14 protein-coding genes are annotated in these 13,208 nt (G+C 41.6%); 2 read left to right on the top strand and 12 right to left on the bottom strand.

Going from position 1 to position 13,208, the window contains the following annotated elements; all coding sequences use genetic code 11:
- Positions 1–9: 9 nt before the first annotated feature.
- The 10 genes from acpP to AB1488_01650 form a co-directional block, all read right to left on the bottom strand.
- Positions 10–240, bottom strand: coding sequence for an acyl carrier protein (gene acpP / locus AB1488_01605; protein ID MEW6408793.1), 231 nt, complete (start codon positions 238–240; stop codon positions 10–12).
- A 95-nt stretch (positions 241–335) separates the two neighbouring features.
- Positions 336–1,076, bottom strand: a complete 741-nt coding sequence (fabG, locus tag AB1488_01610; protein ID MEW6408794.1) for a 3-oxoacyl-[acyl-carrier-protein] reductase — start codon at positions 1,074–1,076, stop codon at positions 336–338.
- 10 nt (positions 1,077–1,086) lie between these two features.
- Positions 1,087–2,022: an ACP S-malonyltransferase gene (gene fabD / locus AB1488_01615; protein MEW6408795.1), complete on the bottom strand. Its 936-nt coding sequence runs from the start codon at positions 2,020–2,022 to the stop codon at positions 1,087–1,089.
- A gap of 12 nt (positions 2,023–2,034) precedes the next feature.
- The gene (locus AB1488_01620; protein MEW6408796.1) at positions 2,035–3,225 is read right to left on the bottom strand and encodes an FAD-binding protein; all 1,191 of its coding nucleotides are present in this window, start codon (positions 3,223–3,225) and stop codon (positions 2,035–2,037) included.
- A 2-nt stretch (positions 3,226–3,227) separates the two neighbouring features.
- Positions 3,228–4,016, bottom strand: coding sequence for an electron transfer flavoprotein subunit beta/FixA family protein (locus tag AB1488_01625; GenBank protein MEW6408797.1), 789 nt, complete (start codon positions 4,014–4,016; stop codon positions 3,228–3,230).
- A gap of 87 nt (positions 4,017–4,103) precedes the next feature.
- Entirely contained in the window at positions 4,104–5,264 is a 1,161-nt protein-coding gene (locus AB1488_01630) for an acyl-CoA dehydrogenase family protein (protein ID MEW6408798.1), read from the bottom strand.
- A 2-nt stretch (positions 5,265–5,266) separates the two neighbouring features.
- Entirely contained in the window at positions 5,267–6,247 is a 981-nt protein-coding gene (locus AB1488_01635; GenBank protein MEW6408799.1) for a beta-ketoacyl-ACP synthase III, read from the bottom strand.
- A gap of 4 nt (positions 6,248–6,251) precedes the next feature.
- On the bottom strand, positions 6,252–7,298 hold the full coding sequence (gene plsX, locus AB1488_01640) for a phosphate acyltransferase PlsX (protein MEW6408800.1): 1,047 nt from the start codon (positions 7,296–7,298) through the stop codon (positions 6,252–6,254).
- A gap of 7 nt (positions 7,299–7,305) precedes the next feature.
- Positions 7,306–7,488 carry a 50S ribosomal protein L32 gene (gene rpmF / locus AB1488_01645; GenBank protein MEW6408801.1) on the bottom strand — a complete coding sequence of 61 codons (183 nt, stop codon included), beginning with the start codon at positions 7,486–7,488 and terminating at the stop codon, positions 7,306–7,308.
- 145 nt (positions 7,489–7,633) lie between these two features.
- A complete protein-coding gene (locus AB1488_01650) occupies positions 7,634–8,152 on the bottom strand; it encodes a DUF177 domain-containing protein (protein ID MEW6408802.1) in 519 nt (172 codons plus the stop codon).
- Positions 8,153–8,256: 104 nt separating this feature from the next.
- Between AB1488_01650 and AB1488_01655 the strand changes: the two genes are divergently transcribed.
- Positions 8,257–9,246 carry an HD domain-containing protein gene (locus AB1488_01655; protein ID MEW6408803.1) on the top strand — a complete coding sequence of 330 codons (990 nt, stop codon included), beginning with the start codon at positions 8,257–8,259 and terminating at the stop codon, positions 9,244–9,246.
- Positions 9,247–9,258: 12 nt separating this feature from the next.
- Complete coding sequence (pgsA, locus tag AB1488_01660; GenBank protein MEW6408804.1) at positions 9,259–9,783, top strand: CDP-diacylglycerol--glycerol-3-phosphate 3-phosphatidyltransferase; 525 nt, start codon at positions 9,259–9,261, stop codon at positions 9,781–9,783.
- Here pgsA and AB1488_01665 read toward each other — a convergent pair.
- Together AB1488_01665 and AB1488_01670 are read right to left on the bottom strand one after the other, a co-directional pair.
- Positions 9,767–11,689: an ASKHA domain-containing protein gene (locus AB1488_01665; protein ID MEW6408805.1), complete on the bottom strand. Its 1,923-nt coding sequence runs from the start codon at positions 11,687–11,689 to the stop codon at positions 9,767–9,769. The genes pgsA and AB1488_01665 overlap by 17 nt on opposite strands.
- 92 nt (positions 11,690–11,781) lie before the next feature.
- A partial coding sequence (locus AB1488_01670; GenBank protein MEW6408806.1) for a molybdopterin-dependent oxidoreductase occupies positions 11,782–13,208 on the bottom strand: 1,427 nt, incomplete at its 5' end.

Consider the following 13,208-nt stretch of genomic DNA (forward strand, 5'->3'; position numbering starts at 1 on the left):
TACCTCCCCTTACACCTTCTCCTTTATATAATCTATTACGTTCTGGACGGTTACCATCTTTTCGGCGTCCTCGTCGGGTATTTCAATCTCGAATTCTTCTTCAAATGCCATAACCAATTCAACTGTATCGAGGGAATCTGCACCAAGATCATCTACAAATGATGCCTCAGGTGTCACCTCTCCTTCATCTACACCAAGCTGTTCAGCAATTATCTTCTTTACCTTTTCTTCTATTGCCATTTGATCACCTCCACATTTTAGTTATTGAGTCAATAAGTTATAAGTAAGAACTGGGAAGTAGGAAATAGGAAGTAAAACTTCTTACTTTTTCGTTTTCACATATACATTCCACCATTCACATGTATTACCTGTCCTGTGATATAACCTGAATCCTTATACGACAGAAATTTGACAACATTTGCGACATCCTCTGGAAACCCAAACCTTCCTATTGGTATCTGCCTTTTCATTTCTTCCTTAAGGCTCTCTGGAAGCACCTGAGTCATCGCAGTTTCAATGAATCCTGGTGCCACAGCATTTACCGTGATACCTCTGCTTGCATATTCCCTGGCAACACTCTTTGTAAAACCAACAATAGCGGCCTTTGATGCAACATAGTTAACCTGCCCTGCATTTCCCATAAAAGCGACCACCGAGGATATATTTATTATTCTACCGTAACGCTGTTTTGACATTGTCTTTACTGCGGCCTTTGTACATAAGAATGTCCCTTTCAGGTTTACCGCAAGTACCGTATCCCACTCTTCTTCTTTCATCCTTATGATAAGATTATCTTTTGTTATACCGGCATTATTTACTAAGATGTCTATCTTACCGAACTTTTTAATTGCTACATCAAATGCGTCTTCGATACCTTTTGGATCAGATACATCAAGTCTCAGGGCAAGACTCGTATTTCCTGACGAATCTATTTCTTTTGAAGTTTCCTCAGCAGCCTCAAAATTGATGTCAGAGATTATCACACATGCACCCTCTTTTGCAAGGGCTAAGGCGATTGCTTTACCGATACCCTGTGCTGCACCGGTGACAAAGGCAACATCATTCTGTAATTTCATCTTTCCCTCCCTAACTTCCGACCGTTAATTCCTTTAAAGTTTCCTCAAGGTTCTGAAGGCCTCCGACATTAAGGGTTCTTACACCTTTATCCGTTCTTCTTACAAGTCCTGAAAGGACATTTCCCGGACCCACCTCTATAAAGGTATCAACCCCTGCATCGATCATCACTTTTACAGAGTCCTCCCAGAGAACAGGATTTGTCAATTGCTGTATGAGCGATATCTTTAATTCCTCTTTTGAATCAACAAATTTAGCACTTATATTACAAACAAGAGGAATATGAGGGTCATCCATATCTATATCATCTATTATTGCTTCCAGTCTCTCTGCCGCCTTACCCATCAGCGGTGTATGTGATGGAATACTTACTGATAGTGGTACAACCTTCTTCGCACCTGACCCTCTTGCCACCTTCACAACTTCCTCGACTGTTTTTTTATCCCCTGCAATTACTATCTGCCCGGGACAGTTATAATTAGCAACAGTAACCATTCCACCTGTGTCTATCATTTCCTCAACTATTTTCTTATCAAGCCCCAGGATAGCCACCATCATTCCCTGCCCTTCTGGTACAGCCTCCTGCATGAATTGACCTCTCTTCCTGACAAGCATGATAGCATCCCTGATACCTATACTCCCTACTGCCACAGCTGCTGTATACTCACCGAGGCTATGTCCTGCAACAACATCTGCCTTTATATCATATTTATTTAACACATTCAACGCAGAGATACTCACTGTCAATATGGCAGGTTGTGTATTTTCTGTTTTGTTGAGGGCATCAGCAGGACCTTCAAAGCAAAGTCTCTTCATATCAATATCCAACACCTCGCTGGCTATATCAAATACCTCCCTCGCATATTCAAATCCTTCATAGAATTCTTTTCCCATACCCACATATTGCGAGCCCTGTCCTGGAAATATGAATGCAACCTTATGAGACACAGTCTCTCCCTCTCACTGGTTCTCTTTTATCTTTTTAATAAGTAGTGGCACTACTTCAAAAAGGTCACCGACAATTCCGTAGTTAGCGACATTGAATATGGAGGCGTCTGGGTTTTTGTTGATAGCAACTATTATGTCTGATGACTGCATCCCGACAAGATGCTGGACAGCACCTGATATACCGATAGCTATGTAAAGTTTTGGCGCAACAGTCTTTCCTGTTTGTCCCACCTGATGGGAATATGCTATCCATCCTGAATCAACTGCAGCTCTCGATGCACCTACAGCGCCGCCGAGTGCATCTGCAAGTTCTTCAACCAGCTTAAAGTTTTTACCATCACCGAGTCCTCTACCACCCGATACTATTACATCAGCCTCCTGAATATTAATTGTGCTTGTTAAATCTGCAACGAAATCGAGCATCCTTGCCCTGCAGGGAATTTTTTCATTATCTATTATTATCGGAATAATCTCACCTTGTCTTTGACGGTTTTTCTCTATCCTTTTCATTACCTTAGGTCTTACGGTTGACATCTGAGGTCGTCTCACAGGACAGAGTATCTCAGCCATTATATTTCCACCGAATGCAGGTCGTGTCTGAAGGAGCAGTCCTGCCCCTTTATCTATACCAAGCCCAGTGCAATCTGCTGTCAGTCCTGTGCCAAGACGGGCAGCGACCCTCGGTATAAATGATCTCCCTATAGAGGTAGCACCTGCAAGCACAATGCCTGGTTTATATCGTTGAATTACTCTGAATACAACCTCTGTATAGGCGTCATCATTAAAGTCAGAGAGTTGAGGGTTATCGGCTAAATATACCCTGTCTGCACCGTATGCTATAAGTTCATCTGCCATCTCTTTTATATCGTTCCCTAAAATAACAGCAGAAAGCATACAGTTCAGGTCATCTGCAAGCTCTCTTCCTTTACCGAGAAGTTCAAGGGATACAGAAGCGAGTTTTTTATTTCTCTGTTCTGCGAAGACAAGTATACCTGTATAACTTAAGGTTTGAGAGACCTCGGTGAGCCCAGAAACCTCTATTATTGCGCCTGTCTGGCAGACAGGAAGGCATGCCCTGCATAAGGTGCAGATCTCCATAGAGATAAATGCAGTATCCTTTCTCATCTCTATGGCGCTATATGGACAACTTTCTACGCACAGCCCACAAGCGGTGCAGTTGTCTGCTATAACTTTGAGATGCATAACTAAACCAATACCCCTGCTTTCTTCAGTTCCCCAACCAATTCCTCGACCTGTTTTTCTATTGCTCCCTCGAGTATCCTTCTCCCACTCCTTGACTTTGGTCCAAAGATCCTTACCACATGTGTGGGTGAGCCTTCAAAACCTGTCTGTGACCTATCTGCACCAATGGCATCTGCATTCCATACCACAGGTTCGTAATTCTTTGCGCGTATCTTACCCTTAAGAGAAGGCATCCTTGGCTCATTTATCTCTTTAACCACCGTAATCAACACAGGAATAGAAGATTCCACCACATCATATCCATCATCCATCATTCTGTAAGCCCTTATAGTGCCATCCCTTATCTCATGTATCTTCTTCACATATGCAATATGAGGGATATCCAGATGCTCGGCTAATTCGGGACCTACCTGAGCAGTATCACCATCTATCGCCTGTTTCCCACAGATTATAAAGTCAAATGCACCAATCTTCTTTATCCCTGCGGAGAGTGTATATGATGTGGCAAGTGTATCTGCACCTGCAAACGCCTTATCAGATATGAGTATCCCTTCATCAACGCCCATAGAGATCGCTTCTTTTATAGCCTCCTTTGCCTGCGGAGGACCCATCGTGAGCACTGTTACTCTGCCACCGTAGCGCTCCTTTAAACGCAGTCCTTCTTCGATCGCATACATATCATAAGGATTTATAATACTTGGCACCCCTTCCCTTATAAGGGTGTTTGTCTCAGGATTTATTTTTACTTCTGCTGTATCAGGTACCTGCTTTATGCAGACGATGATATTCATCTTTGTAAATCCTAAATTCTAATATCTAAATCCTAAACAAATTCAAATGATCAAAATTCAAGACGTTTAGATTTTCGGATTTAGAATTTAGAGCTTCTTAGCCGCTGCCTCTTTTATGAGGGCTTGCCCTATGACATTTCTCTGTATCTGGTTCGTCCCTTCGTATATCTGGAGTATCTTTGCATCACGCATCATCTTTTCCACAGGATATTCCCTCATATATCCATAGCCGCCGAATATCTGGACAGCATCGGTTGTAACCCTCATTGCAATATCTGTTGCGAAGACCTTTGCCATTGCAGATACCTTTGATATATCCTTTGCCCCCGAGTCCACATATCTTGCAATCGAATAAACAAGTGCCCTTGCAGCCTCTATTTGTACTGCCATGTCTGCAAGCATGTGCTGGATTGCCTGAAAACTTATAATTGGCTGGTCAAACTGCCTTCTCTGCCTTGCGTATTTTATAGCCTCATCGAGTGCCCCCTGTGCAAGTCCTACGCCTTGGGCTCCAACGCCTGTTCTTGAGTAATCAAGCGTCTTCATTGTTATGATGAATCCCATACCCTCCCTACCAATTATATTCTCTTTCGGGATACGGCAGTTATCAAAGATAAGTTCCCTTGTTGCAGATGCCCTTATACCCATCTTTTTTTCTTTTTTACCAAAAGTGAAATTAGGTGAACCCTTCTCTACTATAAAGGCAGATGCACCCCTGCTGCCCTTCGATTTATCAGTCATAGCAATAATTGTATATATCTCAGCTTCTCCACCATTCGTTATCCACTGTTTTGTGCCATTCAGCACATATTCGTTTCCTTCGAGTCTTGCGGTTGTCTGTATTCCTGCTGCATCACTTCCTGCATTCGCCTCTGTTAAACCGAATGCTGCGAGTCTTCTGCCAGATGCAATCTCCGGTAGATATTTCTTTTTCTGAGATTCGCTACCATAAAGGAGTATTGGATATGTTGCAAGTGCGTTTGCAGCGTAAGTGGTTGAAACCCCAAGACACGCACGACTCAGTTCTTCAACTACAAGTGCCAGTTCAAATGAACCCCTACCGAGTCCTCCAAATTCCTCTGGGATATAGATTCCGAAGAGATCTGCCTGGGCAAGTATCTTCATAAGTTCCCATGGAAATTCTTCCTTTTCGTCAAGTTCAGCCCTCACAGGTTTTACCTTTTCCTCAGCGACCTTTCGTGCAAGTTCCTGAATCATCAGTTGTTCATCTGTTAAGAAATAATTCATATCTACCATCTGATCAGTGCGGCTGCCCATGTAAGCCCACCACCAAATGCCTCAAGTAATATCAAATCACCCTTCTTCACCCGTTTTGTTCTTACTGCTTCGTCCAGGGCAATAGGTACGGATGCAGCAGATGTATTACCATATCTGTCTATATTAACCAATACCTTTTCCATCGGGAGTCCGAGCCTCTTTGCTGTTGCCTGTATTATTCTGAGATTTGCCTGATGGGGGATGAGAAGATCGATCTCCGAAGGGCTTATACCATTTGCCTCAACAGCCTCCATTACCACACCTTCAAGTGTCTTTACTGCAATCTTAAATGTCTCATTTCCTCTCATCTTTATAAAATGTAAACCATCATTGATGGTCTTGTATGAGGCAGGGTTTCTTGAGCCTCCACCTGGTATATAAAGGAGGTCAACATAGGCACCATCTGAGTGCAGATGAAAAGAGATAATTCCTGAAGTACTTTTAGATGCTTGAATTATTGCAGCACCAGCGCCATCACCAAAAAGGATGCACGTAGTTCTATCCTTCCAGTCGGTTACCTTTGAAAGTGTCTCGGCACCCACTATGAGTGCTGTCTTATATATACCTGATTTGATAAATTGATCTGCAACCGCCAGTCCGAATATAAAACCTGAACATGCTGCTGAGATATCAAATGCCACTGTATCCTTCAAACCGAGTCTATCTTGAAGAATACAGGCGGTTGATGGAAATGCCATGTCAGGGGTTATCGTTGCAACAATAACAAGCTCTATCTGCTTTGGGTTTATCTTAGCATCTTTTATTGCCTTAAGAGAGGCGTGATATGCAAGGTCTGATGTGGCTTCTCCATCCCCCGCAATCCTTCTTTCTTTAATACCTGTTCGCTCGGTAATCCATTCGTCACTCGTATTTACCATCTTCTCCAGATCGTAATTGGAAATTACCTTTTTGGGAAGATACGAGCCTGTGCCAATTATCTTAGTTCTCAGCATATTCCTATGATGCTTTTTTTACCTTTAGAAGTTCAGTCTCTGGAGATGGTCTTTTGTGACCGGAGAGTATTGACATCCTCTCGCTTATTCGTTCATTTAATCCGCTCTTTGAGAATTCAGCTGCAACCCTTATGGCGTTTTTTATTGCCTTCCCTGATGAAAGACCATGGCTTATTACACAGATACCATTCACTCCAAGCAGAGGCGCACCTCCATATTCAGAATAGTCTGTCCGCTTCCTGAATCTCTTGAAGGCAGGTTTTAGTAAAAAATAGCCAAATTTTCCTGAAGCTGCCTCTGCTATCTCCCTTTTGAGCATTTTTGTTATTGCATCAGCCAATCCTTCGCTTATTTTAAGTGCAATATTGCCGATAAAACCATCACAAACCACAACATCTGCCTTTCCAGTGAATATATCCCTTCCTTCAATGTTCCCTATAAAGTTCAGGTCACTGTGTTTAAGGAGTTTAAATGTCTCTCTTGTTAACTCATTGCCTTTGATGTCTTCTTCTCCGATGCTTAAAAGTCCTATCTTTGGATTCTCCACTTTAAGGATGTGTTTTACATACAGCTCACCCATAATTGCAAACTGCAAGAGGTGATTTGGTTTACAGTCAACATTTGCACCAACATCAAGTAAAAGAGATACTCCTTTAAGGGTGGGCATTACTGTTGCTATTGCAGGTCGTTCTATACCATTCAACCTGCCGAATACAAAGAAGGCGGTAGCCATTGTTGCACCTGTATGCCCAGCACTCACAACAGCCACCGCTTCTCTCTTCACCACCAGTTCTATTGCTACCCTGATTGATGAGTCTTTCTTCTTTCTTAGAGCAGATGAAGGTGACTCATGCACCTCCACAACCTGTGAGGCATGTCTTATTGTTATTGGAAAATCGGTTGCTCTGTGTTTTATCACCTCATCTCTGATTCTCTTTTCATCGCCCACAAGAATCGTTTCTAATCCGTACTCAATAGTAGACTGTATTGCACCTTCAACAATCGCTGCAGGGGCATGATCTCCTCCCATTGCATCTACTGCAATCTTCATCTTAATATTATATCTCTTTTACTGTGATGACACTGCGACCTTTATAAGACCCGCAGTGCGTACATATCCTGTGTGGCCATTTGGGTTCATGACATTCTGGACATATGGAGTATGCAGGAATACACAGACTTTTATTAGCCCTTCTCTTGTCTCTTCTCGCCCTTGATAGTTTATGTTTTGGATTAGCCACTCCTGTCTCCTTTCACCTGAAAATATCTCTAAACTGTCATGCTGAACCTGTTTCAGCATCTCTGGAGACCCTGAAATAAATTCAGGGTGACATTTTTATACACTTCTATACCAATCTATCGGCATGATTGTTGCTTATTAAAGTTTCAATTGTTTAACAACTTTTTCAGCGAAGAAAGCCTCGGATCGATCTCCTCTACCCTGCATTCGCAGAGACCCTCATTAAGATTCTTCCCACACAACTGGCAGATTCCACGACAGTCTTCAATACAGAGAGGTCTCATAGGTATAGAAAGGATTATCTCTTCTCTCACAAGATCTGTAAGGTTAAGTATGCCACCTTTGTAAAATCCTACATCCATCTCATCGCTCTTCAGTTCAAATTCACCTTCTTTTTCTATCTCACTTATTGGGTCATACTCGATGTTGAGGATAGAACTAATATTGCAAGGAAATACCTTCAGACAACGACTACATTGCATTGAGATGGCGACAGAGACGGTACCAGATACATAAACTGTTGATCCTATTACAGATATCCTTACAGATACCTGCGCATCATCTTTAATCGTAATCCCCTCCCCGATGACACCAAGTTCTGCCTTTTCCTCTTTATAACAAAGGGTTAATCCTTCTTCGGGTATATCAGTTATATTTAAAAGCATTCTAAATTATATGGATTTGATGCCTTTTTGTCAAGAAAAGAGAACTTTCTTGTAAAGTAAAATCGTAATTGACATTACTTTTATGTAAAAATATAATGGAGAATATGCCGAGGATTGCAGAGTTAAAAGAGGGTGAACCCGTAAACGAGGTTTTTCAGTTAAGGAGAAAACAGTTATCTGTCTCAAAGAATGGAAATCCCTATCTTGTTTTAAGATTGGGGAATAAGACTGGTGAGATAGAAGGAAAGATGTGGGAGGATGTAGGCTCTGTAGAAGATATAGAGAATGGAGACTTTGTAAGGATAAAAGGAATGATAACTACCTTTCATGGCAATAAAGAGATAAATATTAAAGAACTTACAAGGATAGACCATGATGCGGTCGATATATCTGAGTTTCTTCCAAGTGCAGAACGGAGCATAGAAGAAATGCTTTCTGAATTAAGGAATCACATAAATTCTGTTGGAAATTACTATCTCCATACACTCCTGTTATCCTTTTTTGAAGATGAAGAGTTCATGTCGGCTTTCAAAAGATCTCCTGCTGCAAAAGGAATGCATCATGTATTTATCGGGGGACTTCTTCAGCATACATTAGAGGTTACTTCACTCTGCAGGGATATTGCAGAACATTTTGATTTAGACAGGGATATACTTATAACCGCTGCAATACTTCACGATATAGGCAAAATACACGAGTTTGTATACGATACACACATTGATTACTCTACAGAAGGAAGACTCATAGGGCACATCACACTCGGCATAGAAGAGATTGACAGAAAGATAAATTCCTTGCCAGGATTTCCCGAAGAAAAGGCAATACTACTGAAACACATGGTATTGAGCCATCATGGATATTATGAATTTGGCTCCCCGAGAAGACCCAAGACAGTTGAGGCTTTAGTACTGTACTACCTTGATGACCTTAACGCAAAGGTAAGCTGTATCAAGTCATTCATGGAAAAGGAAGGTGTAAAGGCAGGAGGCTGGAGTTCCTATCACAAGATACTTGAAAGATATCTGTATAGAACACAGAGGACAGATGACAGAGAACAGACGGCAGAGGAAAGAGCCGAAGTCGATGACTCGTAGAAAAAACAAGATATGAACCTGCCTAATACACTCACCGTGCTGAGAATTCTGATGATACCATTCTTTGTTATTACCCTTACCTATGGCAAATATGCTCTCTCCCTTACATTATTTATAGCAGCGGCACTTACGGATGCCCTTGATGGTTTCATTGCGAGGATACAGAACAAGAAGACCGCAATCGGCAAATTCCTTGATCCGTTAGCAGACAAGGCACTGGTACTGACATCCTTTATCATCTTCGCAATTCTTGGATGGATACCTAAATGGCTCGCCATAACTGTGATAAGCAGAGATGTGATTATAGTTGTTGGTTCAGCGATTCTCTATATTGTCACAGGCAATTTGAAGGTATCACCATCGCTCATAGGAAAGGCTACCACATTTTCTCAGCTATTTCTTGCCGCACTACTCCTTCTGCTGGTTAATCTGAATAGCCTGAAGGCTCTTCCATCCGTCATTATATGGATTACCGGGATACTTACAATTGCCTCGGGTATACAGTATATCTACAGAGGCTTCAGAATCGCAAGCTAAGTCTCCTCGAACTTTTTAAGCTTGGAAAGGCATCTATATTGGTATGTGGAAGAAAGAGTGCAGACATATACTCGTCCATGAATGATCTGGATACAGAGAGCTCTATGTATGTCATCTTTTTTGCTGCCTCCTCAGCCCTCTTCCTCATCTCGCTACATAGCAGACAGAGATATGCCCCTGTAATAGAGGTGTTTCCAAGAAAGATAAATTTCTCATGGGGAATATCGGGCAGGAGTCCTATGATAATAGCCTTTTCTATATCCAGGTAGTTTCCAAAACCTCCCCCAATAAAAAATTTTCTTATATCACTGAATCCAAAACCTACTTCCTTCAGCAATGTTGAAAACCCTGCATAAATAGCAGCCTTTGCCCTCATTATATTCTCAATATCTACTTCTGTAAGTACTATATCTATACCAGTATCGGTCTCATTTCCCCATGCTATTACATATTCGAGTCCATTGTCACCTTTGCGTATTCTTGGAGAGTGTATCTCCTTATTGATATTCCCTTTCTGATCTACAATACCTGCAAGAAACATTTCTGCTATGGCATCGATCATCCCTGAACCGCACAACCCTGAAGGTGGGGTGTTACCAATTATCTTCAATACAGGTTCATAGGTCTTTCTGTTTATCTCCAACTGTTCTATAGCACCTTCTGTAGCCCTCATGCCTGATTTTATACCACTTCCCTCAAAACACGGTCCAGCAGAACAGGCAGCAGTTACAAGCCATTCGGAGTTACCAAGCACAATCTCTCCATTTGTACCTATATCTATGAACATTGAGAGTTCTCTTTCATTGTAAAGCCCTGATGCAATCACACCTGAAGTTATATCTCCTCCAACATAACTTGCAACACCTGGCATTGTATATATGACAGCCTCTTTATTCACATCTATGCCCACTCTGCCAGCCTTGGCAAGAGGAAACAGATTTGTAACAGGTATATATGGCTCTTCTCTTATATATCGTGGGTTTATCCCATAAAAGAGATGTGTCATAGTAGTGTTACCTGCTATTACGATACTTTCGATGAGCCCTGGATCCAGATGCTGTTTATGAATGAGTTTTGCAATTAGCTTATTGATGTCAGCAGTAACCAGATTCTTTAGTTCTTTCAACCCACCTCTCTCTGTAGCATATATAATCCTTGTTATAACATCATCCCCACAATGCACCTGGGAATTGTATGTTGCGGTGTGGTCTATCACCTTCCCATTACTTAGATCAACTATATACACAACAATGGTCGTTGTCCCTATATCTACTGCAATACCAAAGCGTTGCTTGAGTATTTCTCCAGGGTGAATATCAACTATCTTAATACTATCAGGGAGCTCTATCAGATTTAGAGTAACCTCCCAGCCCTTTTCTCTCAGTGTATTGCTTAGTTTTGTTAAGATATCAATATCAATATCAATCCACCTTCCATCTCCATAAACTGTTGTAAGTTCTCTCTTCAATCTATCGAAGTCACTTATATTATCCTGCAGATTAGGTGGAGGTAGTTTGAGAAATACTTTCTTTATTATAGGTTCACATTCTATACCTGTGGATGTTAGTAGCCTGTAAAGGTTTCTTGCTCCTGAGAGTGTTGCTATCTTCTGAGCCTTCTTTATACGGGACTCAGGTGGGATCTCAATGGTAATGTCTCCCTTTGGATATGTCTGGCATGCAAAGAGGTAGCCTTTCTCTATCTCTTCCGGCGTTAGTTTTTCAGTGGAGATGGTTTCATACCCCCCTTTTTTAAGTATAATCTTACATCTACCACATATCCCTTCACCACCACAGGATGCATTTATAAGTATATCTGACCTCTTTGCAGCATCAAGGATACTTTCTTCTGCTGATACCTTTATTGTCTTCTTAAGAGGTTCAAAGGTAATTTTAAAGTCGTCCAAAACTTATCTCCTGTGACTACTATCAGGCAATATAATATATCATCAGGATATTTTTAGCAATGGTGGGAGTCCTATAATGTGATTTTGAGTAGCTAAGAGGAGGTGGAAAAAACGGTTTTTTCTACCTCCTTGAGCCAAAGGAGCCTTGAGCCATTAATCACAGATGCGTTGATAGACTCGATCATCTCATTCATAGATATATCAACTCCTTCTTTCTTCTTAAACGGGCTGACTGAGGGTTTTGCCTTTATATTTATTGCCTTCTTTATCTCAGTTTCTTTTGGTTCTTTTATCGGACTGCCCATTACCTTTGAGAGTTCTATAAAGATATCCCTGTGCTGTTTTGCCTCGCCTGCTGGTTCGACAGCCTTGCGCACATACTTGAGCCTTCCAATGTAATCCACAATGCTGCCCTCCGTCTCAAGGGAGGTTACCGATGGCAGGATAATATCTGCCTGCTTTGCAAGCTCAGTAAGATGGGAATTTTGGACGATGAGAAAATCGACATTGAATCTATGGGTTATTGGTATCTCACCTATCACATAAAGTAGACTCAATCCCCCTGAAAGTAGCTCTCTATAAGATTTCCCTTCTGTGGTTAACCCCATCATTATTACTCCCTTTGCATTGCTCTCTATGGGAACGGACACTGCTGTGCCCTTTAAGAGGCTGATATTTGCAGAAGCATGATACATGGCTGGAGATGTCAATATTACTGGATTTTTAGCCTCAACAAAAAGTGATGCAGCCTTTTCTATGGCTTCTGTAACAACAGCGTTGGAAACTGCAGAAGCGAGCTTTTTATCGCCTGTGAGCCCCTTGTCTATAAGTGCTTTTGCTAATGCAGCAAGGACTCCTGCCTCATCTTCGACGAGGTTTACAGTTGCTACTGATGCAATACTCGACTCAGAGGAGTTGATGGTAATTAATTTTGTACCCCCCTTAACCCTTCTTCTTATGATTGCATCAAGGGCTGGTAAGACCCTTTTCCACTGGTTCGGGTCTAAATCAACAAGAACAAAAAGGTCTGCTCCATCAATATCTGCACTGTCTGAGATTAATGTATCTACATCACCATAAAGACTTACAGTGGTATCAACATCTTTGGTCTTTACCACTTCAGAGGTGAATATCTTAAGCGCAAGGGCATCTTCATTTAGTATGCTTGCAGTTGATATAAAACCTGAATCTTTCCTGCCCCTTCTTAGTTCCTTTGCCACTATCTCTATAGCATCCTGCCATGTAGTCTCCTTTAATTCGCCATTGACACGTTTCATAGGCGAAGTAATACGTGTATCAGAGTCGATGTAGTCAAATCCAAATCTACCATAGGCACAGATATACCTTTCAGATGAGCCTTCCACGGCACCTGCATTTATCTTCATAATCCTGCCATCTTTTGTGCTGACAGTTATATCACATGCATTACTACAGGAAAGACAGACTGATTTTGTCTTGGTATATTCCCACTCCCTCCCTTTCCTCCATCTATCTGCCTCAAGGATGGCATTAACAGGAC

Source organism: Nitrospirota bacterium, assembly GCA_040756155.1.
Taxonomy (GTDB): domain Bacteria; phylum Nitrospirota; class Thermodesulfovibrionia; order JACRGW01; family JBFLZU01; genus JBFLZU01.

Bases quoted from the DNA above. Each gene is read 5' to 3' on its own strand.
- acpP (MEW6408793.1), bottom strand. From the start codon at position 240: ATGGCAATAGAAGAAAAGGTAAAGAAGATAATTGCTGAACAGCTTGGT.
- fabG (MEW6408794.1), bottom strand. From the start codon at position 1,076: ATGAAATTACAGAATGATGTTGCCTTTGTCACCGGTGCAGCACAGGGT.
- AB1488_01620 (MEW6408796.1), bottom strand. From the start codon at position 3,225: ATGCATCTCAAAGTTATAGCAGACAACTGCACCGCTTGTGGGCTGTGC.
- AB1488_01625 (MEW6408797.1), bottom strand. From the start codon at position 4,016: ATGAATATCATCGTCTGCATAAAGCAGGTACCTGATACAGCAGAAGTA.
- AB1488_01630 (MEW6408798.1), bottom strand. From the start codon at position 5,264: ATGAATTATTTCTTAACAGATGAACAACTGATGATTCAGGAACTTGCA.
- AB1488_01635 (MEW6408799.1), bottom strand. From the start codon at position 6,247: ATGCTGAGAACTAAGATAATTGGCACAGGCTCGTATCTTCCCAAAAAG.
- plsX (MEW6408800.1), bottom strand. From the start codon at position 7,298: ATGAAGATTGCAGTAGATGCAATGGGAGGAGATCATGCCCCTGCAGCG.
- AB1488_01650 (MEW6408802.1), bottom strand. From the start codon at position 8,152: ATGCTTTTAAATATAACTGATATACCCGAAGAAGGATTAACCCTTTGT.
- AB1488_01655 (MEW6408803.1), top strand. From the start codon at position 8,257: ATGCCGAGGATTGCAGAGTTAAAAGAGGGTGAACCCGTAAACGAGGTT.
- pgsA (MEW6408804.1), top strand. From the start codon at position 9,259: ATGAACCTGCCTAATACACTCACCGTGCTGAGAATTCTGATGATACCA.